Origin of the sequence: Methylocapsa sp. D3K7 (assembly GCF_029855125.1) — a bacterium.
GTDB lineage: Bacteria > Pseudomonadota > Alphaproteobacteria > Rhizobiales > Beijerinckiaceae > Methylocapsa.
In genome coordinates this window covers 2,858,870-2,881,121 of record NZ_CP123229.1, presented here as the reverse complement: position 1 = coordinate 2,881,121, position 22,252 = coordinate 2,858,870, and the positions used below count along the sequence as shown (strand labels likewise).

General features: G+C 59.4%; 21 protein-coding genes and 1 tRNA gene. 10 read left to right on the top strand and 12 right to left on the bottom strand.

All coding sequences use genetic code 11. From position 1 onward, the window contains the following. Window positions 1-237: 237 nt before the first annotated feature. Entirely contained in the window at window positions 238-399 is a 162-nt protein-coding gene (locus QEV83_RS13590; RefSeq protein WP_280128255.1) for a hypothetical protein, read from the bottom strand. 388 nt (window positions 400-787) lie between these two features. Between QEV83_RS13590 and QEV83_RS13585 the strand changes: the two genes are divergently transcribed. The 8 genes from QEV83_RS13585 (at window position 788) to QEV83_RS13550 (ending at window position 9,258) form a co-directional block, all read left to right on the top strand. After that, a complete protein-coding gene (locus QEV83_RS13585; RefSeq protein WP_280128254.1) occupies window positions 788-4,270 on the top strand; it encodes a hypothetical protein in 3,483 nt (1,160 codons plus the stop codon). Between the two features lie 30 nt (window positions 4,271-4,300). Continuing rightward, entirely contained in the window at window positions 4,301-4,507 is a 207-nt protein-coding gene (locus QEV83_RS13580) for a hypothetical protein (protein ID WP_280128253.1), read from the top strand. A 662-nt stretch (window positions 4,508-5,169) separates the two neighbouring features. After that, on the top strand, window positions 5,170-6,264 hold the full coding sequence (locus tag QEV83_RS13575; RefSeq protein ID WP_280128252.1) for a hypothetical protein: 1,095 nt from the start codon (window positions 5,170-5,172) through the stop codon (window positions 6,262-6,264). Window positions 6,265-6,300: 36 nt separating this feature from the next. After that, window positions 6,301-7,161 (top strand): glycosyl hydrolase 108 family protein, encoded by an 861-nt coding sequence (locus QEV83_RS13570; protein ID WP_280128251.1) that lies wholly within the window; start codon window positions 6,301-6,303, stop codon window positions 7,159-7,161. An 8-nt stretch (window positions 7,162-7,169) separates the two neighbouring features. Further along, the gene (locus tag QEV83_RS13565) at window positions 7,170-7,559 is read left to right on the top strand and encodes a hypothetical protein (RefSeq protein ID WP_280128250.1); all 390 of its coding nucleotides are present in this window, start codon (window positions 7,170-7,172) and stop codon (window positions 7,557-7,559) included. Window positions 7,560-7,562: 3 nt separating this feature from the next. Further along, a complete protein-coding gene (locus tag QEV83_RS13560; RefSeq protein ID WP_280128249.1) occupies window positions 7,563-7,973 on the top strand; it encodes a hypothetical protein in 411 nt (136 codons plus the stop codon). After that, window positions 7,970-8,113 (top strand): hypothetical protein, encoded by a 144-nt coding sequence (locus tag QEV83_RS13555; RefSeq protein ID WP_280128248.1) that lies wholly within the window; start codon window positions 7,970-7,972, stop codon window positions 8,111-8,113. Before QEV83_RS13560 ends, QEV83_RS13555 begins: the two co-directional genes overlap by 4 nt. A 182-nt stretch (window positions 8,114-8,295) precedes the next feature. Then, on the top strand, window positions 8,296-9,258 hold the full coding sequence (locus tag QEV83_RS13550; protein ID WP_280128247.1) for a glycosyltransferase family 2 protein: 963 nt from the start codon (window positions 8,296-8,298) through the stop codon (window positions 9,256-9,258). A 198-nt stretch (window positions 9,259-9,456) separates the two neighbouring features. On the opposite strand, the gene QEV83_RS13545 is transcribed toward QEV83_RS13550, so the two are convergent. After that, window positions 9,457-9,531 (bottom strand) — tRNA-Thr (locus QEV83_RS13545). A 550-nt stretch (window positions 9,532-10,081) separates the two neighbouring features. On the opposite strand from QEV83_RS13545, the gene QEV83_RS13540 reads away from it, so the two are divergent. Then, a complete protein-coding gene (locus QEV83_RS13540; protein WP_280128246.1) occupies window positions 10,082-10,333 on the top strand; it encodes a hypothetical protein in 252 nt (83 codons plus the stop codon). Between the two features lie 32 nt (window positions 10,334-10,365). On the opposite strand, the gene nadC is transcribed toward QEV83_RS13540, so the two are convergent. The 6 genes from nadC to rsmI all read right to left on the bottom strand — a co-directional run bounded on the left by nadC (window position 10,366) and on the right by rsmI (window position 16,261). Next, window positions 10,366-11,217 (bottom strand): carboxylating nicotinate-nucleotide diphosphorylase, encoded by an 852-nt coding sequence (nadC, locus tag QEV83_RS13535; RefSeq protein WP_280128245.1) that lies wholly within the window; start codon window positions 11,215-11,217, stop codon window positions 10,366-10,368. A gap of 15 nt (window positions 11,218-11,232) precedes the next feature. After that, window positions 11,233-12,759 (bottom strand): L-aspartate oxidase, encoded by a 1,527-nt coding sequence (locus QEV83_RS13530; RefSeq protein ID WP_280128244.1) that lies wholly within the window; start codon window positions 12,757-12,759, stop codon window positions 11,233-11,235. Next, complete coding sequence (gene nadA, locus QEV83_RS13525) at window positions 12,759-13,760, bottom strand: quinolinate synthase NadA (RefSeq protein WP_280128243.1); 1,002 nt, start codon at window positions 13,758-13,760, stop codon at window positions 12,759-12,761. The genes QEV83_RS13530 and nadA overlap by 1 nt, the downstream gene beginning before the upstream one ends. A 58-nt stretch (window positions 13,761-13,818) precedes the next feature. Then, window positions 13,819-14,817, bottom strand: a complete 999-nt coding sequence (locus tag QEV83_RS13520; RefSeq protein ID WP_280128242.1) for a hypothetical protein — start codon at window positions 14,815-14,817, stop codon at window positions 13,819-13,821. Window positions 14,818-14,942: 125 nt separating this feature from the next. Further along, window positions 14,943-15,323 carry a YraN family protein gene (locus tag QEV83_RS13515; protein WP_280128241.1) on the bottom strand — a complete coding sequence of 127 codons (381 nt, stop codon included), beginning with the start codon at window positions 15,321-15,323 and terminating at the stop codon, window positions 14,943-14,945. Next, window positions 15,320-16,261, bottom strand: coding sequence for a 16S rRNA (cytidine(1402)-2'-O)-methyltransferase (gene rsmI, locus QEV83_RS13510; RefSeq protein ID WP_280128240.1), 942 nt, complete (start codon window positions 16,259-16,261; stop codon window positions 15,320-15,322). Before rsmI ends, QEV83_RS13515 begins: the two co-directional genes overlap by 4 nt. A gap of 247 nt (window positions 16,262-16,508) precedes the next feature. On the opposite strand from rsmI, the gene QEV83_RS13505 reads away from it, so the two are divergent. Further along, a complete protein-coding gene (locus QEV83_RS13505; protein ID WP_280128239.1) occupies window positions 16,509-17,753 on the top strand; it encodes a penicillin-binding protein activator in 1,245 nt (414 codons plus the stop codon). Window positions 17,754-17,756: 3 nt separating this feature from the next. Here the strand turns inward: QEV83_RS13505 and QEV83_RS13500 are convergent, their stop codons facing one another. The 4 genes from QEV83_RS13500 to QEV83_RS13485 all read right to left on the bottom strand — a co-directional run bounded on the left by QEV83_RS13500 (window position 17,757) and on the right by QEV83_RS13485 (window position 22,176). After that, window positions 17,757-18,737 (bottom strand): peptidoglycan-binding domain-containing protein, encoded by a 981-nt coding sequence (locus QEV83_RS13500; protein WP_280128238.1) that lies wholly within the window; start codon window positions 18,735-18,737, stop codon window positions 17,757-17,759. A gap of 252 nt (window positions 18,738-18,989) precedes the next feature. Further along, window positions 18,990-20,909 (bottom strand): AsmA family protein, encoded by a 1,920-nt coding sequence (locus QEV83_RS13495; protein ID WP_280128237.1) that lies wholly within the window; start codon window positions 20,907-20,909, stop codon window positions 18,990-18,992. 235 nt (window positions 20,910-21,144) lie between these two features. Beyond that, entirely contained in the window at window positions 21,145-21,660 is a 516-nt protein-coding gene (locus QEV83_RS13490; RefSeq protein WP_280128236.1) for a response regulator, read from the bottom strand. 69 nt (window positions 21,661-21,729) lie between these two features. Then, window positions 21,730-22,176: a DUF423 domain-containing protein gene (locus QEV83_RS13485; protein ID WP_280128235.1), complete on the bottom strand. Its 447-nt coding sequence runs from the start codon at window positions 22,174-22,176 to the stop codon at window positions 21,730-21,732. Window positions 22,177-22,252 lie beyond the last annotated feature (76 nt).

Genomic DNA, 22,252 nt, shown 5'->3' with positions numbered 1-22,252 from the left:
TGACGGGTATCCTACACTGTCAGGAAATCATATCCAAAACCCGTCAAGCAAAGCGCCAGGAAGGTGCGCGGGCATTGCACGCGGCCACGCCGAACTATTCAAGGAAGACGGCGAGATTCTCCAAAGATGATCTGGAGCCCGTTTCATTGTCTTCAGGCTTAATGCCTGCCGGTATGTCCTCGCAGAGGAGCGTGATTTCAGTTCCTTCGTCGGTGACGGCAAAGCTCGTGGTGATTGTCATCTCGCGTCGAAGACGTGCATCTGACCCTTCATACCAACTGGTGCTCGCCATGCCGCCACCGCGTCCGGGTCAAGGCAGGCTTGATTGACGGCCTGGCGCGGCGCCATGATCACTTTTGACACCCGCGTGCTTTTTGGCTTGGGGGATGGTTCCGTCATATTGCCGATTTCCTCGCGGGGCTTGGTTCGCCCACATCGCACTTGCAAATCAAGCCAAAGCAAAAGCCAATCCTTGCTGGTGCTGCGAGAGAACGCTTGCCATCAGCAATATTAATATTGATTTTATAGGTTTTCTGCAATCAGCCCTAGCGAGCATGCAGCAGTTTGACGGGCAACGAACCAAGCGTCGAAGTCCCGCAACGCACAATTTCCTCAAGCTTATTGCTCCGACTGGTGCTCGTTCCCACGCAGCCAGCCGTTGGAATTTCCTGGCGAATGACGGATGTCTGCCTGATCGACCGCTCAACGTTGGACAAGGCGGTTGACGGAAAGGCTTCCAGGAGAGACGTTGGGGTAAACTCTCGGATCATTCACAGGGAGGCTAGGGATGGAACTCGAGCGCACGGTGGGGCTGACGTCGGATGGCGCGGTGTGGCTGCCGGAGCGGCGCACCGCAGTCCGCTCCATACTGCTCAAGCTCGCGGCCATGGGAGTCCAGGTGCCGCTTGACACCGGCGACCAGGATTTGTTCCATCTGGCAGGCGATCTTTTTGCCCGCTATCGCGAGCAGGCCCGGCTACTCTCCGAGCATCTGTGCCCTGCTGACCGGAGAATCCAAAACTATATCGACGGGCTGCTGACGTCTGCCGGCTTTGCTGAGCCCGTGCGCCTTCCCGGAGAAACATTCATTCTAGATCACTACGGGTTCGCGCGTGAGCTTTCGCTGCCTATGGACGCCGACTCGTGGCACAATGAGCTGGTGTCGAGTTATCGCCTCGACAACGGTGTGCTCCACAACCCGGTCAACGATCGCCGAACTACCAAGGGCGTATTTCACGTGGCCGATGGCGGACTCCCCATTCCCGCAGACAAGATACGTGTGCCGCTAACGGCATTCGTGCGGCTGCTGCAGGAGGCGTTGCGGCCCCCGGCCGAGCTCAAGCGCCTGCCGTTCACGGCGAACTGGCCGAAGCCCGTTGAAACCATGGTATCGCTCCTGCTGCGGCCGGTCGTGTGTCCCGCAGTCCCGAAATTCACGCCGGAAAAGCGCATGGAAGTGCGATTCTTCGTGCCCGGTGGGCTCGTTTCCAATCTGGACTTTATCGAGAGCATCTTCGGCAACGCGGGCGACCCCTACCTCCCCGCACACGACGCCGCGCTCGACGTCGACGGTTGGACCGGGCACAGCGGCTGCGTGATCCTCGCGCCCCATCTCACCAGCCTGCGCAAGAAAGACCTCGGCCTGCCCCATGTGAGCCTCGCCAGCGAGGCTGAGTACGCGGCGGGGATGTGTTGGGAAGCGGAGAGCGAACTGTACAACAACGGCAGCCCATTCAAGGTCACGTCACGCAGCATCCAAGGCGTCATGGTGACGATTCTTGCCGATAACTACTTCGGGTATTGCAAGAAGGAGGTCAAGACTCAGATCGGCTACAGTGCGAACCTGTTCGGCATGGCAGAGGAGGAGCACGCGGGCGGTGCGCTGGCCTTCGCGACCTTCAATCTTGGCGACCGCTTCGTCCCCGATCACGTCCGGGTGGTGAGCGCCGGCCACAAATTCACCGAAGTTCGTGCACTGCTGGGCGAGCGCGCGAAGTTCCACGACACTGGGTACGCGACCGACGCGCTGTACCCCGAAATCCATTACATGCCGGAAGACATGGAGATCGATGTCCCCCGGCAGGACATCACATGGGTGAGCAAAGGGCAGCAACAACATCTCAAGCTGTTGCCCGGCCGAATCTACATTCATCCCAGCGGCTACAAGATCCGGATGACCAAGCACCAGGCGGCGCCGAGCTGGCGTCTGGTCGGGTCGGTTCCGGAAGGCGCCTTCTGCCACAAGCCCAGCACGGTGTCGGGCGGGGGAAAGTCGGAGATCAGTAAGAGCTTGGTCGACGCCGTGCTGCCCGGGTCGTTCCACGTACAGAGCTTCGAGCATGACATGGCCACGGTACAGGCCATTTTCGATCGGAGCTACGACGACCGCCCAATCCTCTCCACCGATCGCTCACTCGGCTCGGTGATCAAGCTGCTCACACCCAATCCGGCCGAATTCACACCGGAATACAATGCCTGGCTCGAGAGTATCCCGAACCAGGTCCGCGCACTGGTGTTCGTGATCAAGCGCTTTCACCGTCCGGAATGGGGCGACGATTGGCGTCGCCACTTCAGCGTCGACATCATCAACGGCGCCCCTGGACACGAGCTGAAGTACGAAGGGCGGAGGCTGGTCGCCAGCTATCTCCGGATCGGACGCGAGGAGAACGGTGCGTGGCGGACCTACAAGCTGAGGCAGGACTTCGTCGCGGCCGACAAGGTCCAGATGGAGGACGACATCACTGCCTCGGTGGTGGTCCCGGCACGTCGGCTCGCTGGGCTCCCGGGCTGGTACAACTTTCACCCAAGTTTGAAGCTGGCGCATAACTGCGAGTTCAGGCTCTTTCAGCGCCCCGACGACGCGATCCATCCCGGCTTCGACCGGCAGACCGAGGAAGACATGGCAGGCCTCGGGCTCTTTTGCTCAAATTTTCAGCCTCTCACCCGGGAGGACGCGAAGCGTATCGTCGAGGACGTGGCGGTCCACGACGCTTTCACTCAACCGATGCGGGAGCACGTGGCCGCCAACGCGGCGCGCACCGACAGCGGCTACTCGATCTCCTCAGCCGAGCCGCGACTCGTCGGCGGCAAGCGTACCAAGAACCCGCGCTACCTTCAGGTGCGGCCGGACCTCGCTCGACCCCGCGACCGGTACGTCGCGGAGATGGGCGCGAGGCTCAACCGGCGGCTGCCGCTCCACGCGCCTGTGCTGTTCCCGGTGATCAGCGTGCTCTCAGGTCGCCGCAACAACCGGCCCGACGACGGTGTTCGCCCGCTCTGCGTGTACGGACCCATCCACTACCAGGAGTTACCCGAGCTCTTCATGGACTATGTGTGCTCACTGACGGGAACCTCGCCAAGCACCACGGGCGCGGGCTCGGAGGGCGCCCTCACGAAAGGGCCGTTCAATGCGCTCGCGGCCACGGCCGATCTCAACAACGCTCTGGTTTCCATGTTGCTCACGGGGTATGCGGGCTTCAGCTCCGCCGCCGGTTTCATCGGACCGCGATACCGAGTGGATCACGACATCAGTCTGCTGATTCCCGAGATCTGGTGCCGGCTGTTCCCCCACGAGCGCGACCCGAAGCGACTGATCGATGCCGGTCACCTGGAAAAGCTCGAAGACTACGAGTTCGCAGGACGGACGGTCCTCGCCAGCCGGCTCGGCTATCGCATCACCGCCAAGTTCGTGCGCACCTACTTCGGGCGGGTGTTCGACAATCCCACCGCGGTCTTCACCGAGGAGATTCTCAAGCCCGAGATTCAGGATCCTGCAGTCTTTGCTGATGGGGTCAATAACATCGTGGAGGCGCAGCAGCGCATGGCTGAGGCGTACTTCGCGGATGGCACAATCGACGACGCTTGTCCCCCGCTCAAAGCGCTGCTTCACATCATGGCGTATGGCCACTACGAGAAGAGAGACGCCGCCCATCCCGAAATTCGAGCCCTCTTCACCCGTGAATCGCTACTCGCCAGCGATTGGTATCTTGAGCGGCTTGCGATCAAGCAGAAGCGGGATGTCGCTCTCTGGGAGCGTCACGTCCGGAGCTTGACCGAGTTTCTGGCGCGGGCCGGTCACCGTGAGGAGGCGGAACGACTCGGCATCGCCGGGCGGCTGGATCACGCTCAGGCCGAGCTGGAGCGCGTGAGCGCACCTGAGTACCGCCGTTCGCTCGTCGGCACGATCGGCGCCGATCCCATCCACCGCCCGCCGCGCGGGCGTTCGGAACGTGAGTCAAGATCCTCGGCGGCGGAAGTGCTCGTGGGGTAAGCCACCAGCGTGCATCCTGCACGCCCCGTATTGACGCCGACGATCACATCTCGCCGGCAGCGAGTAGATTGTCGCGTCGCCAGCGGCACGCTGGGAAGAAAACTCACGCTGCCTGCGATGGATGCGAAGGCGCTGGTCAAATGGCGCGGCTTCATCGCGGCGCTGCAAGGGCGCCTTGGCAGTTTCAACATGCCGATCTTCGATTGCGGACGTCGGCCTTTTGCGGCGCAAGTTTGATCTTGGTGACGGCAGATGCGGCGGTGCTCCATGCGACGTCGCTACCGCCCACCGTGCAGCGAAGCGATCTGATCTCGCGGGGCACCGTTTCTCGATCGCGGGCCTCTTGTACGAGAACATGCAATTGGCATTCTCTGGCAGTGTGGCGACGCGGTAGACTCTTTTGACTGCTCCTTTTGATTTTTCAAATGCGGCTTGGATAAAATCCGGGTCTTCCATCGGAAACTGCCTCTGGCGCTTTTGCAAACATGAAGACGATCGGCAATGGCTGGTATCGTCGTGAGATCAGAGGCCAGCCCTACACGAGTGGCATAACACCGAATGGGCAATGCCATCTTGAATCAGCAACACAACCTCAACCTATCTCGGTGACGGGTTTCTGGCGTCTATCTATGGGACGCGCGGCTGATTCCAGGTCTCGCGCAGGCCCTCGACTATTACGCGACTTATCATGTCGATAATCCCTGGCTGCGCGCATCGATCGGCGCCGCGACACCATGTGAATTCGCCAATCCTACAACTCTCATGCGGCTTTTGACCGATCCACAGGGACGGCTCGATCTTGAAAGTGGGATCATTGTGTACCCAACTATCGAAGACGTCGAATCGTTCTGAAATTCGCGGCATCGAAACTAACCAAAGACTGAATTGAAGGAGCTCTTATGATCCCGCGACTGCTTTTTATCCTCAAGCAAAACGAAACCAGTTATGGAGGATACGGCACGAGCGGCGGCCATCTTTCGTCGGGGCTCTCAAACTCGGTCACGTTTCTTGTCGATATGCTTACCCGGCACGGCGTCAAGGCCAAGATGGTCATTGTTCCAGATAACAATTCCATTGACCGTGAAGTAAATTCCTTCAAGCCGACGCATGTCTTCATCGAAGCGTTTTGGGTCGTGCCGGAAAAATTCGACGTGCTCAAGCCGCTGCACCGGACCGTCCGGTGGATCGTCCGGAACCACTCCGAAATTCCCTTTCTATCAAACGAAGGTATCGCGATCGGCTGGACGATCGAATATCTAAAACGCGGCGTCGAGGTCATGAGCAACAGCCTTCGCGCGCAAGAAGATTTGCGTGCGATTGCCGTTGCTGCTGGACTGCCGGAGCAGCTGGTGACCTTCGGCCCGAACTTCTACCCGTCGCCAAGCCCTGAGCATATAGGCCGCCCGTCGAGGGAAAATGCTCGTGCGATCGATATCGCCTGCTTCGGCGCGATTCGGCCGTTAAAAAATCAACTTATTCAGGCGATCGCGGCGATCGCCTTGAGTGATGCCGTGGATATGCCGGTGCGCTTTCACATCAACAGTTCGCGCGTCGAGGGCAATGCTTCGCCGGTTTTGAAAAACATCCGCGAGCTTTTTGCCCAGACAATCCGCAGCGAGCTGGTCGAGCACGATTGGCTTTCGCACAAGGATTTTCTGCAGCTGATCGGCAGCATGAATATCGCCATGCAGGTTTCGTTCAGTGAGACGTTCAATATTGTCTCCGCCGATGCCATGGCAGGGTCAGTGCCATTGGTGGTCTCGCCAGACATTCCGTGGATCGGCGCTTATGCGCATGCGGACCCGACGTCGCTACACTCGATTGTCGGCCGGATGATGATGATTTGGAATGAGAGCGCTCAAGGCTCGCATGTCCGCATCCACCAGCAGCGGCGGGATTTGAGCGCCTATTGCCGGGCTTCCGAACAGGTGTGGACGCGGCGGTTCGCAGCGACCTTTGGGTCTGCGCATCAAGGGCGGATGAGCCTCGTCTAAGACCGTTCGCTGGCCAATCTTTCTTTGGAGACCCCCATGGCTCACGATAATTATCCGGCCTGCGTTGCGTTCGTACGCAAGCAGGAGGGCGGCAATACGGACACGCCTGGCGATCGAGGAGGCCGGACCGGGCGCGGCGGCATCACCCACACGACGTATGACGCCTATCGCGACAAGAAAGGCTTGCCGCGCCAGGACGTGTTTTTGATCGGCGACGCGGAGATCGCGGAGATTTATGCCATTGGCTATTGGCAGCCGATCCGTGGCGATGACCTCGCGACGGGCGTCGATCTTTGCATCTTCGATTATGCGATTAACTCAGGCCCTGCCAAAGCCAATTGGGAGCGCCTGCAGGCGATCGCTGGGGGAGCCAAGGATCCGGCGCCACTGATTCACAAGATCTGCGCGGATCGCTTGTCCTTCATGCACTCGCTAGGCTCTTGGTCGCGATTTAGCGCGGGCTGGGGACGCCGTGTGGCGCAATGCGAGGCGACGGCGCTGGTCATGGCCGGCGCACCGCTCGAACCCGCCCTGCAGGCTGCCATTGCCAAGAAAGGCTCGAAAGCGCCGGCGCGCACCATTACCGCCGGGGCAGTCGCCGCCGGTAGCGCGCATCATTATCTCATCGGCGGCGCATGGGCGTTAGCGGCCATCATCGGCTTCGTGGTTCTGGCGTCGGCAATCACGGCATTCAACACTTGGCGGCAGGGCGCACGAGTCGACGCGCTGTCGGATGCCGTCGCGCGCATGAAAGCCACGCAAGCGGCGGCGCTCGCCGCGAAGACCGCAGCCGGTGTCCAGGCCGATCTCAAGGCCAAAGCAATTTCCGCCGAACAGGCGGAGCTCGATGCGGCAAAGGCCGCCATCGCCAATGCCGAAATGTCCCCGTCAAAATAGGAGCCCCCATGTATACCGTCCCTTTGATCATCATCGCGCTGCTCTTCGTCATGTTCTTCTTCGTCGTTCCGCAGCTCGCCAAATTCCGGGCCACGATAGGCATCGATCAAAAGCTGGCATCCGGCGAGCTTTCGGTCTTGCAAAAAATCTGGCTGATGATGCTCGGCCTTAAGACACCATTTCTAGCGACGCTGAGCACCTTGTTTTCCTTTGTGACAACGGAAGGCGATAAACTCGTCGGCTTCGGCTGGGATCAATTTATGAGCCATGAGCATGCGGCGATGGTGTCGGCCGGGCTATGGTTCGCGACGCTATGGGCGCATTTCTCGGGCCTCAACGCCGCGGCCGCTTTGCCGCCTGTCGCGGTTCCTGCGCCGCCCGTCGCTCCGAAAGTCTAAGCCATGATCGCTATCCTTGGCTTGATCCTCCCAGCGCTCGGGAATCTGTTTCCAGCGCTCTTCACCTACCTCGGCAAAAAACAGGACATCAATCTGTCGGGCGCGCAAAGTGCCATGGGCGCGGACGTCGAGCTCGGCAAAGCCACACTCGCCGCGCAAATCCAGGCCGAGCAGATCAAGGCGGCGAATAACGCCTGGATCGGGCCGAAGATCATCGCCTGTCTGGCAGGCGAGCTTTGCGTCTTTTATTTCGGCGCGATCGTGCTTGACAGCGTGTTCCATATGGGCTGGGCGATCGCCAAGCTGCCTCCCCCCTGGGATGGCTATGCGTGGGTCATCCTCAGCAGCTTCATCGTCGTCTCGCCGGTGGCGCCGGTGCTGTCGGCGACTTCGGCCTGGCTGACCCGCCGATGACCTATTCGCCGCTTTGGCTCGCCATCATCGCGCTGGTGGTGCTTTTGGTGGCGTGGTGGATCGAATCCCTTGACGACGAGCCAACGATCGCGGGCGCCCTCACCATCGGCGCCTGCGCCATCGCGGCGATCAGGGTCTGAAGCGGTGTCCCCCTAACAGGGGATGCGGAGGAAGCGGTTCCGTGACAATCTTACCGGCGGCTGCGTTCATGAGCGGTCAAAACGGTTTCTAAGCAAAGAAAATGCAGAAAACAGGCGCCCGAGCATCGATGAGGCACTTTTCCGAACCACCTTCTCGAAGGATTGCGAGAGAGGGCAAAGGAATGATCCATTCATCGCGCTGGCATCGTAACATCCAGCGGATGTCGGCTCATGAAGTTGGCCCGACTGAGTTGATACGCCCAGGACTGAGAATCGCGGTAGGGATCCCGACTGCTGGCCGCCGCTTGATTCTCGCGGACACTTTGGCTGTACTCGCGCGTCAAACTCGGTTTCCTGAGGCAGTATTGATTTGTCCTGCGGCGTCGGACGACTTTGATGCGTCCCAGGCGGCGAAACTGCCCTTCCCTGTGCAGATCGTCCAAGGTTCGCGGGGCTTGCCCATGCAGCGCAATGCGATTCTTTGCGCCGCACAGCAATTTGACGTTGTCATGTTTTTTGATGACGATTTCTTCCCCGAGCCAACCTATCTGGCCGAACTCGAAGACTGCTTGGTGGCAAATCCCGCGGTTCTGGTGGCGACCGGCAGAACACTCGCCGATGACATCAAGGGGCCAGGCCTCACTGCTGGCGAAGCGAGGGCCGTCCTTGCATCCTTCGTGCCGTCAGAGGCCGCGATGCCGTTGATCGACCAATATAATGCCTATGGCTGCAACATGGCCGTGCGCTTGGCGCCGGTCCTCGCGCATGGCTTGCGATTCGACGAAAATCTGCCCTTCTACGCCTGGGCGGAAGACGTCGATTTTTCCCGCCAGCTTGCGGCCTACGGCCAGATCGTCAAGAACCCGCGAATGACCGGTGTTCATCTTGGCGTCAAGAACGGCCGCACCTCCGGGCTCCGGTATGGCTATTCACAGATTGCCAATCCCTATTACCTTTGGCGCAAGGGCACCGTACATGCGGGCGGCGTGGCATCGCAGATGATTCGTAACGTTCTGGCAAACATCATAAAATCGTTTAACCCGGAGCCTTGGATTGATCGCCGCGGCCGGGCGTTCGGCAACCTCCTCGGCCTTTCCGATTTTTTTCGTGGACGCCTCGATCCAAGGCGAATCCTCAACCTCTAGCGAAAGACCGGGCGCCTCAATGAATGCCGTGCAATTGTGGTGCGGCAGATCACCAAGAATGACGTTTCTGTCTCGCGGCACAGAAGGTAGAGACACTAGAAAACCTGTCCCCGGATTTTCCCCAGACTAAAACGGCGCTTACCTGCGCCCAAACGTCTTATGTGCCGCCGAAAAGACCGGTATTTCCGAAGGTTTGAATGGTGCTGCGAGAGAGGATTGAACTCTCGGCCTCTCCCTTACCAAGGGAGTGCTCTACCACTGAGCTACCGCAGCTTTCACGCATGCAAATTTTAAAATTTTGGAGCGCGGGCGTATGTCGCATAGGCCCGGTTCTTAGGCAAGAGGGCCGATCCGTTTGAAATCAAGAGGGATTGGCGAGGGCCTATCGCGATTAGATGGCGAATTCCAAGGCAGACTGGTGATGCAAGATCAGCCTGATTCACCAGGGTCTTTGGATAGTATTTCCATGTCATGCCAAAGGACTTGTCGAAACGAAGCCGGGGTTGGCCTGATGCGGATCGATTGAGCCAAGGCACTATCCCAGGCAAACGCTCACCCCGTTTTCCCCGACTGCGTAGCAACATCGCCAATGACATCACCCCAATCGCGAGCGGCCGCTTCGGCAGCAAGAACAGCATCAAGAATAATACTTTCTATATTGTATATAGAGTAAAATATCTCTATCGCTTAACTAAAGAGATAACAGAAACGTGAAAACTACTTCTGGAATTTTTTACGTCTCTAGCGAGTTTCATATCATTGTCATAAAAGCTTCAAAAATCATGTGCCGGGACCCAACCCGCCAAAAACAAGGAGAGTGGCAATGTTGAAAATTATTGCACTGATTACTTTAGGAGCAGCCCTCGCTTGCGGTACGTCAGCGGTGGCCTCCCCGAGGGTAATAGTGCCAGCTGCACCCTATGTATTCCCCGGCGCGGAATACGGCTATCCCGACGATGGAATGATCGAAGGACGTTCCATCTACCGGATGGAAGATCCCTCAACATTCTGGGGCGGATCCGATGAAAAAGGGTACCCGAGCGGCGACCCGCAAAACCCACGCTCCGGCGATTAAAGAGACACGAACCACACTACGCTTGATGGAAGCTATGTCTCGAAATCGAGCCCGATGTCGAGCACAGTGGCGCTATGTGTAAGCCAGCCGATTGAGATCAGGTCGATGCCGGTTGCAGCAATCGCCGGGGCCGACTTTGGCGTCACCCGCCCAGAGGCTTCCGTGATCGCGCGGCCATCGACGATCGTGACGGCGCGGGCGAGCGTCTCCACATCCATATTGTCCAGAAGCACAGCATCGGCGCCTTCGCCGAGCGCTTCTTTAAGCTGCTCCAGATTATCGACTTCGATCTCGATTTTGACCAGATGACCGGCAGCCGCGCGGGCACGCCGGAAGGCTGGGGCGATACCGCCGGCGATCGCAACATGGTTGTCCTTGATGAGGATGGCATCGTCGAGGCCAAAGCGGTGGTTGGCGCCACCGCCGGCGCGCACCGCGTATTTTTCAACCGCACGAAGACCGGGCGTCGTCTTGCGTGTGCAAACAATCTTTGCCTTGGTGCCGCACACCGATGCAACGATGGAAGCCGTTGCACTCGCAATTCCGCTGAGATGCCCGAGAAAATTGAGCGCGGTGCGTTCGGCTGTCAAAATTCCGCGCGCCGGTCCGCTAATTCTGGCGATCACTTGACCTGGCGTGGTGCTCGCGCCGTCGGTCAATAAAATATCCAGTGCGATATCCGGATCGATCAGTTCGAAAGCGAGTCTTGCCAGATCGAGCCCGGCGACGACGCCGCTTTCGCGGGCCACAAGAGCGGTACGGGTAATGAACCCGGCCGGTATGATCGAGTCGGTCGTGAGATCGCCGGCGCGGCCAAGATCTTCAAGCAGCGTGGCGCGAACCAAGGGCTCGATCAAGATTCGCCGGAGAGGCGCCAAAGTCATCGCCAGGCTTTCGTTTCAGGCAACGGCTTCAGGGACCAGTTCGCGGGCCGCCTCGAGCGCATCGCCGAGACATAGCAGGCTCCGCCGCCCGGCAGCCGCGCGCAATGGAAAATCGGTTCGTGCATGGGCACCGCGGCTTTCCTCACGGCGCAACGCCGCAATCACGATCATCAATCCCACGCGTGCCGGATCGCTCGCTTCCCCTTCCCCCAAGGCAAGCGGCAGCAATTCCGCCGCCGCGGACCGTAAACCATCGCCGTCTCGCAGAACTCCGGCGGCGCTGGAGAGAATTTTGCGGACCGCCGAAGGGTCGGCGGCAACTCGCGCCCTTGCCCGAATGGGTTTGCGAGGGCGTGGGAGCGCGGTCCCTTTGATGCCTTCGGCAACCAACCGGCCGCAAACGGCAGCCTCGAGCAAAGAATTGCTGGCGAGGCGATTGGCGCCGTGCAGACCCGTGCATGCCGCTTCGCCACAGGCCCAAAGACCTTCAATCGATGTCCTACCCCAAATATCGACGGCGATTCCGCCCATGTGATAATGAGCCGCCGGACGAATGGGAATAGGCTGGGTGACGGGATCGATTCCCGCCGACTCGCAAAATCCGGTGATCGCCGGAAACCGCCGCGGAAAATCGAGATCCGGGATATCCCGCGCGTCGAGGAAAACCCGGTGTCCCGCCGCCATATGGCGCCAAACAGCCCGGGCGACCACGTCGCGCGGCGCCAGTTCAGCACCCGGGATACCGGCCATAAAGCGATGACCCGTCTCGTCCACCAGAATGGCGCCCTCGCCCCGCACTGTCTCGCTGACCAGCTTAAGCGGGAATGACCGGCTGTCGAGCGCGGTCGGGTGAAACTGGATGAACTCGAGATCGGCCATCGCCGCGCCGGCCTCTGCTGCGAGCGCCAAGCCCTGCCCCCATGATCCGGCCGGATTGGTGCCATATTGAAACAAGCCACCAATGCCGCCAGTGGCGACGACCACACGACCGGCGGCGAGAACCCCCGCGCCGCTCTCGCTTTCCACGAGAAGCCCCGTGACTGCATTGTCCTCGACAAGAAGACTGCGGGCGGTGAGACCCTCGATCAAAGTCACAGAAGGCGTTTCACGCAGTTTATGCGCCAAGGCTCGCATGATTTCGCGGCCGCTCGAATCCCCGCCGGCATGCACGATGCGGCGGCGCGAGTGAGCTGCCTCAAGACCAAGAACGAGCCGGCCCTGGCTGTCGCGATCAAACGGAACCCCGCACTTGATCATTTCCGAGATCGCCGCCGGGGCCGCGGCGAGGATCGTCCGGGCGACCGGCTCATCGCAGAGTCCATCCCCCGCTTTGAGGGTGTCAGCAAGATGCAGCGAAAAATCATCGTCAGAGGAGAGACTCGCGGCAACCCCACCTTGCGCCAGAACGCTCGAAGCTTCAAACCCGAGCGGCGCCTTGCTCAGAAGCGTGACCGGTTCCGGCGCAAGCGCGAGAGCGGCGGTCAGACCCGCAAGGCCGCCGCCCACAATAATGCAATTTCCTGCAGAATTGGAGACATCCATCACCGCACATCCAACATGCGTTCGACGGCGCGGCGCGCGGGAACGGCGATTGCGGGATCGATGTGCACTTCGTGCTGCATCGTCTCCAAAGCCCGCCGGATATTGCGAAGGGAGATCTTTTTCATATGTGGGCAGAGATTGCAGGGACGAATGAATTCGAGGTCCGGATAATGGATCGCAACATTGTCGCTCATCGAGCATTCGGTCAAAAGCACGACCCGGGCCGGGCGGTTCTTGTTGACATAGGACGACATCGCCGCCGTCGAGCCGGAGAAGTCCGCTTCCGCGACGACCTCGGGTGGGCATTCGGGATGCGCCAGAACGATCACGCCCGGATAGTCTTCGCGCAACTGGCGCACCTCGCCAGCACTGAACCGCTCATGCACCTCGCAATGACCCGACCAGGCGATGACTTTTACATTTGTCTCGGCCGCGACGTTGCGGGCCAGAAACTCATCGGGCAGCATGATCACACGCTCAACGCCCAGAGATTCGATCACGGCTTTTGCATTGCCCGAAGTACAACAAATATCCGAAAGCGCCTTCACGGCAGCCGAGGTGTTCACATAGGTGACGATCGGGATCCCAGGATAGGTCTGCCGCAGCAGCCGTACATCTTCTGGCCGGATGGATTCGGCGAGCGAACATCCCGCGCCAAGATCCGGAATGAGCACGGTTTTTTCAGGGTTCAACAATTTCGCCGTCTCGGCCATGAAATGAACGCCAGCCAAAACGATCACATCCGCGTCGGCGGTCATGGCTTCCCGAGCGAGAGCGAGACTGTCGCCCACAAAATCCGAGACGCAATGAAAAATCTCAGGGGTCTGATAATTATGCGCAAGCACCACCGCGTTACGGGTGCGCTTCAAAGTCATGATCGCATCGATATCTTGCGCGTGGACCGGCCATTCGACCGCCGGGATCGCATGGCGCACTTTTGCGTAGAGATGCTCCGCTTGGGGTGTTCTCGCGGGGACCGTTTCCAAACCCGGCATTGCCATGTTATTATACTCCAATAGAGCATTACACAGCATATGCTGGTGTTGAGTATAAGATTTGTCAAGCCCTCAGAATCGGTAATTTGGTTCCGGCGACTGCGCGCTGGGTCAAAACCTCCCGGCGGAAGCGGAACAATTTTGCTGGACGTCCCCCGGTATCAGACGTGGTTTCCCCGGTTTCCTCGACGAGCTCCTGCTGTTCGATCAGGCGACGGAAATTCTGCTTGTGAACGAGGTGCCCCGCCAGCGCCTCGACACAGCGCTGAAGCTGAAGAAGCGTGAACGTGTCCGGCATCAATTCGAATACCACAGGGTGATATTTGATTTTTGCCCTCAGCCTGGCGATTCCCGTCGCGAGAATCCGGCGGTGATCGAGGATCATCGGCTGACCCGTGCTCATCAGCGGCGCGGCGCCTTGGCGCAGTATTCCAGACGTCCCGTGTGCCGCCTCCGGGATCAGCCCCGCTTCGTACAGCAATTCATAGCGCTGGAGAATGAGTTCCTCGTTCCAGGCGCGGCCCTCGCCAGCAAACGTCACCGTGACGCGTTGACCCCGGTCATGCCGCAGATCCGGATTTTTTGCTGAATTGGCCCAGGCCTGCAGTCGCGGCAAAAGCGCGAGTTCGATCATTGCGGGCCTGCCAGCACGATGATCCTCCCAGGGAAAATAAGAGTACCAGCTGCGCCAACTTGCCTCTTGCTCGCCCGAAGCAGGTTGTTCTCGGGTCAGGCCGAGATAGCTAATCGAAATGACATGCTGTCCGGCGCCGCCGCGATCCTGATCGGCGAAGGTGTAGAGCTGTTCGACATAGCCAAGCGGCAGACGGGTCTGCCGCTCGACCCAGGCGCGCAGTCCCGCCTGGAGTGACCGGTGCGCAACTTCGAAAGGCCCGGATGGCAGGGCGCTTTGATCCTGGATGGTCAAGACGCGCGGATCACCTGTCGTCACGGCGGTCAGCACGGCAATGAGATCAGCCGCGATGGCATTGCTATTGCCGGTCGCAACCGGGGCGGTCGGCGTGCCAGTTCCGGCTAATCCGATATCGCGAAACGTGCCCATGCGCCGGCGCCGCCACCCCGTCCAAACCATTCCACATATGGGAGAATTTCGCCAATATACCGCGATTTAGCGGCAAATGGAATCCTTATCGGCATAGTCTCCTTAGATACAGAGGCGCGCCTCGCCTAGCCCAAATCCAATTCGATAACCGCGATCTCATGGCGCGGCCAGCACCAGGGCGCGAGGAAAACAGCGTCGCCGCGCCACGTTAAAGGCGCCGCCCAAGGATTTGAAGCAAGCCAGCTTCTTGCTGCCCGCGAGATACGCCGCCGCTTGCCCAGGCCGATCGTGGTCCGTGCCTCGTCGAGAGTTGGCCTGACTTTCACTTCGACAAAAGCCACCGTATCGCCGCGCCGCGCCACAATATCGATCTCGCCCTCTCTGATCTGGTAGCGGCGCGCCAAGATCCGGTAGCCCTTAAGGCGTAAAAGCCCAACAGCCAAACTTTCGGCCCTCAGCCCAAGACCATGCGCTTTTTTGCGATTCCGCCGCCCCGTCTCCGTCATCGCTCCCGCGCGGCCAGTTCGACCGCCCGCGCATAAACCTTGCGGCGCGGCTGGCCGGTCTCGCCTGACACCACGGCTGCGGCGTCCTTCACCGACAGACTCTCCAACGCCTTGCCAAGCCTCGCATCGACGTCCTCCTGGGCCAGCGGCGGGACGGCTCCAGGCGGCCCGACAAGGACGACGATTTCACCCTTCGGCGGTCCCTCCGCCGCAACAATCGAGGCCAACTCCGGCAAAAGGCCACGCCGGACGGTTTCAAAATGCTTGGTCAGTTCGCGGGCAATCGCCGCCTCCCGCGCACCCAACACTGCGGCCAAATCGCTCAATGTCTCCGCGACGCGGCGGGCCGACTCGAAGAATACGAGCGTTCCCGGAATGGTGGAAAGCTCGGCGATGCGGGTGCGCCGCGCGGCGGATTTGGGCGGTAAAAATCCTTCAAAAAAGAACCGGTCGGTAGGAAGACCCGCCACCACCAAGGCTGCAAGCACCGCCGACGCGCCCGGCACCGACACCACCTCGATATTTTGGGCCAGCGCATCGCTGACAAGTTTAAATCCGGGATCGGAAATCAGCGGGGTGCCTGCGTCGGAAACCAAGGCTAACGCCGCGCCCTCGGCAAGTCTCGCAAGCAGATGTGGACGCATGACCGCGGCATTGTGCTCGTGATAAGCGACCAAAGGCGTCGCAATTCCGTAATGGGCGAGTAAGGTCTTGGTGACGCGCGTATCCTCGGCGATGATCGTATCGGCTGCCGCGAGCGTTGCCAGTGCACGGAAGGAAATATCGCCGAGATTGCCGATCGGCGTCGCGACCACATGCAAGCCTGGCCGGATGGGTTCCGCTTCGGCTTTGAGACCGAAAGCGGTATAGGCGCCCGGAGATTTTTCACCATCAATGGCCCTACCGTGTTCCAAAGCGTCTCTATGTCCCGCGTTCATGGTTTTCCGCCCAGAAGTTGCCCGGCCATAGCGCCCAATTGCCAAGTTCTATATAGCGTCCATATATTCTATATATAGAACAGAGTGGCTTTTTTCGCAAGCCAACCACGTGTATAAGATAGCGCTACTATTTCCGTTGCTCTCATTTTATGACTGAAAAAGTTTGGAATTTCCATGTTATGTCGATTGTCAGCCTATGGGCTCCGGTCAAGGAACTTGGAAATTTGCGAGTTGGAGCTTCGCCCGAATGATCCGTCCCCCATCCACGAAACCCGGCTGGCAGGAGGCGCTTCGGCGTCTGCGTGACGATTTCCGCTGCGGCATCCGCCTCTTGTGGCTGGCGGGGTTTTGCTTGCCGATGGCGGCGTGCGGCTCGATGCCCGGACATAGTCCGTCGGACGTCGTCGCGCCCGGCCCGCAGGCTGCGGCGCCGGAAAAAAGCGAGCAAATCGGCTCTGGCCCCGCGCGCGTCGCCCTGATCGTTCCGTTGACGCAGGCCTCCGGGCCGAGCGTTGTTGGGACGTCCCTGCGCAATGCCGCGGAACTCGCCTATCTCGAGGCCGGCGGCAATGACATCACTTTGCTTGTCAGGGACGACCATTCCAATCCCGAGGGCGCGCGCGCGGCGGCAGGGGCCGCTGTCTCGGAAGGCGCCGAAATCGTCATCGGCCCCTTATTTGCGTCGAGCGTTCGAGAAGTAGGCAAGGTGGCACGCACCGCCGGCAAGCCTGTTATCGCCTTTTCGACCGACACCTCGACCGCCGGCCAGGGGCTGTTTCTGCTCTCCTTCTTGATCGAGAACTACGTTGACCGGATCGTCGATTTCGCCGCGTCCAAGGGCAAGAAATCGATTGCCGCACTCATTCCTGAAAATGACTATGGCCGCGTGGCGGAAGCCGAATTCCAGCAAGCAGCAGCGCGCGACAACATAAGGGTCATGAGCATCGAGCATTATCAATCGAAGACGATGGCGGAGGCCGTGCAAAAGATCGCCGCGCTGCACGACCAAATCGATGCGTTGTTCATTCCCGAACAGGCCGATGCCATGGAGGCCATGTCGCAAGCGCTCGCGGCGGCTGGGATCAATGGCAAGCAGGTGCAGATTCTCGGCACCGGGCTTTGGAATGATGCGCGCGTGTTAAAACTTCCGGCCTTGCAGGGGGCGTGGTTCGCGGCGCCCGAAAATGGCGGATTCAACGCCTTCGTGGAACGCTACCGCGCCAAATACCATACCGATCCAACCCGCATCGCGACACTCGCCTATGATGCGGTTTCCCTCGCGGCGGCTCTTGCCCATACGCAAGGATCGCAGCGATATTCACAAAATGTGCTGACCAATCCGTCTGGGTTCAATGGCGCCGACGGCGTTTTCCGTTTCCGGGCCGACGGCACCAACGAGCGTGGTCTTTCGGTGCTGCAAATCAACGACGACACGGCGGCGCCGATCAGCCAGGCACCGCATTCTTTCTCTGCCAACGCTTCCGCGATATAAGAGCTACGTGCCTTTCCCCACCAAATGCTCCGACATCGTCTTGTTCGCCAGACAATGCGTTCCATCGGATGGATCTTCAGCGCGCCGTGGCCGCTTTAAGCGGCATTCTTTTGGATCGGCTGGATTTGAAACGCCATAGAACGCATTGATGATGGCTTGTTCCTGCTCCGGCTTGAAAGCGTTGGTTTGGCCAAACATCACATATTGAAAGATCTGCGGCTGAGTCTTGGTCACGAATGCAAAGGCCGCCGCATCCTTTAGCTTTCCGGCCGCGCAGCCTTGGTAGGCGCCCGTTCGTGGATATTTTTTTCCGGCCGGGATCGATTCTCCCCGCAGCGCGTAAGTGAAACACGCGCGCGGTTGGTACAACTGGCAATAATAGTGGATGGCGATGTCAGGCCAGTGTGTCGGCCTTGTATTGAGGCATGTCAGCATCGCCTTGTGGGATTGTGGGGTGGACTTGGCTGTTCCAGGAGGACCGCTCCCAAACGTATCCGAGCTGGTTTTCATAGCAGCCAGGACCGCCGCTCCAGGCAGGTCGAGATTGGCCGCCGGCGCGTTCGGTCTGTAGTCGGTATAGGGCGAGCTTGGGTCATTGACCTTGGCAGTGAGCTTATCCAATTCGTCCTGGCTCGGAGCCGCTCTCCAATCGCTCACTGCGGTGGATTGCGGTGTCGGGGACGCTTGAGACGCTGCCTCTGCCGGAGGCGAAGGAGACCCGGCAACGACGTCCAATTTTGCCAAGGTTGCGCTATCGAGACCGCCGGTCACCGGCAGCCCAGATTTTGTCTGAAATTCCTTGATGGCCGTGATGGTACGGGGACCGAGAAAGCCATCCGCCGATCCCGGATGGAAGCCCAAACTTGCGAGCTTCGACTGAGCTTGCTGGGTCGCTGGACTGAACCCGGCGGCCTGCGCGGCCGGAAATGCTCCAATTGCGGCCGTCATCAGAATGGCCATGATGATCTGGCGTCGTGCTCTCACTCTCATATTCCCCCCTCAACACTTATTGTTTGATTGTTTGATATTTATAATTTTGCATTTGTTGCATTGATTATGCGCTATTGGCCTAAGAGACGCCATACCATTCGCAATCTCCGTGATCATGGATCAGCGTCAAGGCAACTCCATCAGATGATTTGATTTCAGCCGCATTCCAAAGGATGAGCGATTCACGCTTAAATTCTGGCTTGTTTTGACCTTTCTGGCAAGGTCAAGATCCGGCAGGACTTGCGTCTATTGTGCCCCATCCGCACTAGGGACAGACGGCTTATTCCCGTCTCGCTGCTGCGAAAACAGCGGCGCCGCCGCACCGGACCGGCGAATGAGACCGTGTACATCCGGGGTAAACGCCAGATCGTCCCAAGAGCCGCCGATATCGAAGCGAAAATTTAGACTTGCCTTATCTGTCACACCAGCATCGCCAGCGGGCATAGCAACCGCGTGCAGGTCAAGCCCGCGTTCGCCGACATCCACAATCCCTCCAAAGGCCAGCGTCATACGGGAATTTTCAAGCTTACCTTCCTCGATGCTGGCGACCCCGCCGGCAAAATGAAAACCGGCGGCGGCATGATCGAAAGCAGTCCGTCCCCGATGTATATCGGTGAGCATGGCCAGCGGATTTTTGTCGATCCGGTGCAGGGCGGATTCAAGATCGATGCCTCCGAGTTGCCCTTGCACGACGTCGATTTGCGCTAACCCCGCAAGATTGCGCATGAGGTCGCTCACGCTCGTGCCGCTGCTTTCGAGAGTGGCGGTGCCGTCCAAGGATCCGAAAAACTCCGGCCAGCCGAAGGCATCGAATGACAAAGCCGCGAAATCTGCGCCGGAGATCGCGCCGGAAGCCTGCATGCCAATTCCCTTGGATCCGGGATCAAATGTCACGCGGCCCTTCATCACGCCTTGGTAAGCCTTGGCTCCCGCAAGGGCCAATTCGACGCGGCGATTGTTCCGCATCACCGAAAAAGCGGCGTCCTCGATCTCATATTGAGAAAAAAGCAAATGCGCGGCCGATATGCGCAAATCGAGATCGGCGAGGCCCAATTCGCTAAAATCGATCGGGTCGCGGTTCCATTGCCCGTCTCGGCCGGTTGCGGGGGGAAGTCCCGACAAGAATGGCTGGAGCGAAAGGCGGTTTGTCGCCAATGTCCCGGAGAGGACAGGAATTGAATCGCTCGTTTGATACGCCAAGGTTCCTTCAAACTCATTGCCGTCGAATTGCAAGCGCAGGCCAGAGAGAACCGCGCTCTGCGCCGAGACAATAGCTTCACAATTTGCGTTGAAATCGCTCAACGGACCTGGCAAGGGGATGCTGTATCCCGCTTGTTCCAGAAGCGCCCGCATCGACGGCATCGCGGCATGAATGTGCCCGCTAAATTGCCAGTTGGGCTGACTCGCAAGTCCACCATCCGCCGACAGGGCGAGTGAGGGCGCATTGATTTTCAAGCTCAGCGGAGATTGCTGGCCTCGCAACAGGCCGACCGGGCTCGAAATCCAAGCGGCGATCGCCGTTGTTTCACCACGCAACCGTGCCTGCCCCGTGATGATGGCAGAGGCCCCAGGTTTGCGCCAGTCGACCGTCACATCGATGGCATCAATCGTCACTCCCACCGGAAGTTGCTTGCCTGTTAAGCTGGCACGGCCGTCAACGAGGGTAACGGCACCCAGTTTCGCTTCATCCGCCGAGGCCGCCTCGACTGTCGCCGGCGGAGCATCCGCGGCGCGCCCGATCACACTGTCCGGTGGCATCGGCCGCCCATCGAGATCGATGCGCATGTCCGGATTTACCAAGGTCGCCGAGGCAATCTCGATACGTCCTGCAAAAAGCGAAGCGAGGCGGAAATATCCTTTGAGGGAGTGTGCATCGATGCGAAGCGCTCCGGACGGATCGGTGAAGCTGACTTCGTCGATGCTGATGTGAGGCTGCGGCAAAACGACAAATACCGCTTGGCCCTGCGAAATGATGGTGAGCCCTGTCATGCGGCGTATTTGCGAAGCTATCTCGCTGCGGAGCGCCGCGTTCGAAAACGCCCAAGGCGCCGCTGCTGCCGCGAGTCCTACAAGCAAAGCGGCGCCAATGACGAAGAAAAGTATTCGCGGCAGGCGTTTGCGGAGCGGCGGAGGTGGGCCAGAAACAACCGTTGCCGGTTCTACCATTGTTTTTGAGAGCCCTACACGGGATTGCACAAAAACCGGGACCGTATACGCGGAAAGACGAACCCGATTCCTATCCAAAAATGAAATCAGAAACGAGGACATGGCCCGCGTTTCCGTGGCGAAGAAAACAGATTCAGCCCATGAAGGAATTGGTCTTCGACTGTGTCATGATCAAGGCGGGCAAGAATACAAGCTCGAACTTTACCGGAGTCACACTACCAAGCGGTGACCGGTTTCACACGCCGCCGCGAAGCGCCTGCTTTGAGAGGAGATTCGGCTTGGTGGAATCCGCGCCGCGTAGCGCCTTCGGCCTGTCTCCTATGAGGGCCTCCCCGGTCGAATGCACGGCATCCGTTTTGAACCACTCATCGGCAGGAGATCCGAACTCCGCACGCAACAAGGTTGCAAGTTGCTCCATTCCGAACGGCTTTAGCAGCACGGCGCGTCCAGCGTGGCGGATAGGCAGTCCTGGCAAGCTATAGCCCGTCGTAAAAATGAAAGGACAACCTCGCGCCGCGAGAGCATCGGCGACCGGATCGATCCTCTGCAAGCCCAAATTGACGTCGAGGATGGCGCAATCGATCCGTTCACGAGCAATTAATTCGAGGGCAGCGGACACTTTGGTCGCGGAACCCGCAACCTCAAATCCGAGGTCAGGCAACATCGCTTCCAAGGCGAGCGTGATGAACGGCTCGTCCTCAACAATGAGAATGCGCTGTCTTCTGGACGAAGCCTCTGGAGCGGCGACCATGATTTTTGCTGCTTGACCCTTGAAATTCAGGTATCTTGCAGCGCTAGATGGCCAAAGTCCAGAAATATATTAATCGTCAATGTTTTGACCTGGCGTCCAGGCGCCGCTTTGCCAAAACACGGTTAAAGCAGCGAGCGTGACGGAAATCCAGCCGGCGATCAGAAGGCTTCCTCCGAGGGGAGCTGCCATCGGGAACAGCCTTGTCCCGGCGAAAGCGCGCGTCGAAAGATCGGCGCCAAATATCAAACTGCCGGAAAGGAAGAAACCCGCCGCGCCGAGGAACAAGACGCCGCCTCGCGGTATCGCGGCGGCAAGCCCGCAGACAGCGAGAGCCGCCGCCGCGTGGAGCAGCAAAAAATTGGCGGCCGTCTGCAGTCGCGGATCGGGCACGCTATGAGCGGCGGCGGCGGCCAGGAGAATCCCACTGACGCCGGTGAGCCCGGCCAACGCCGCCGCCGCGCACGTCCATTTGGCCTTGGAGCCGGATTTTTGGCCCGCTCGCCAGAATCCCATCATGGTCCCCCATCAGGAAAATCGTGTATGAAGCGATACGATAAGCCTGTTTATTTCAATTCTTCATTTTTATTCCATT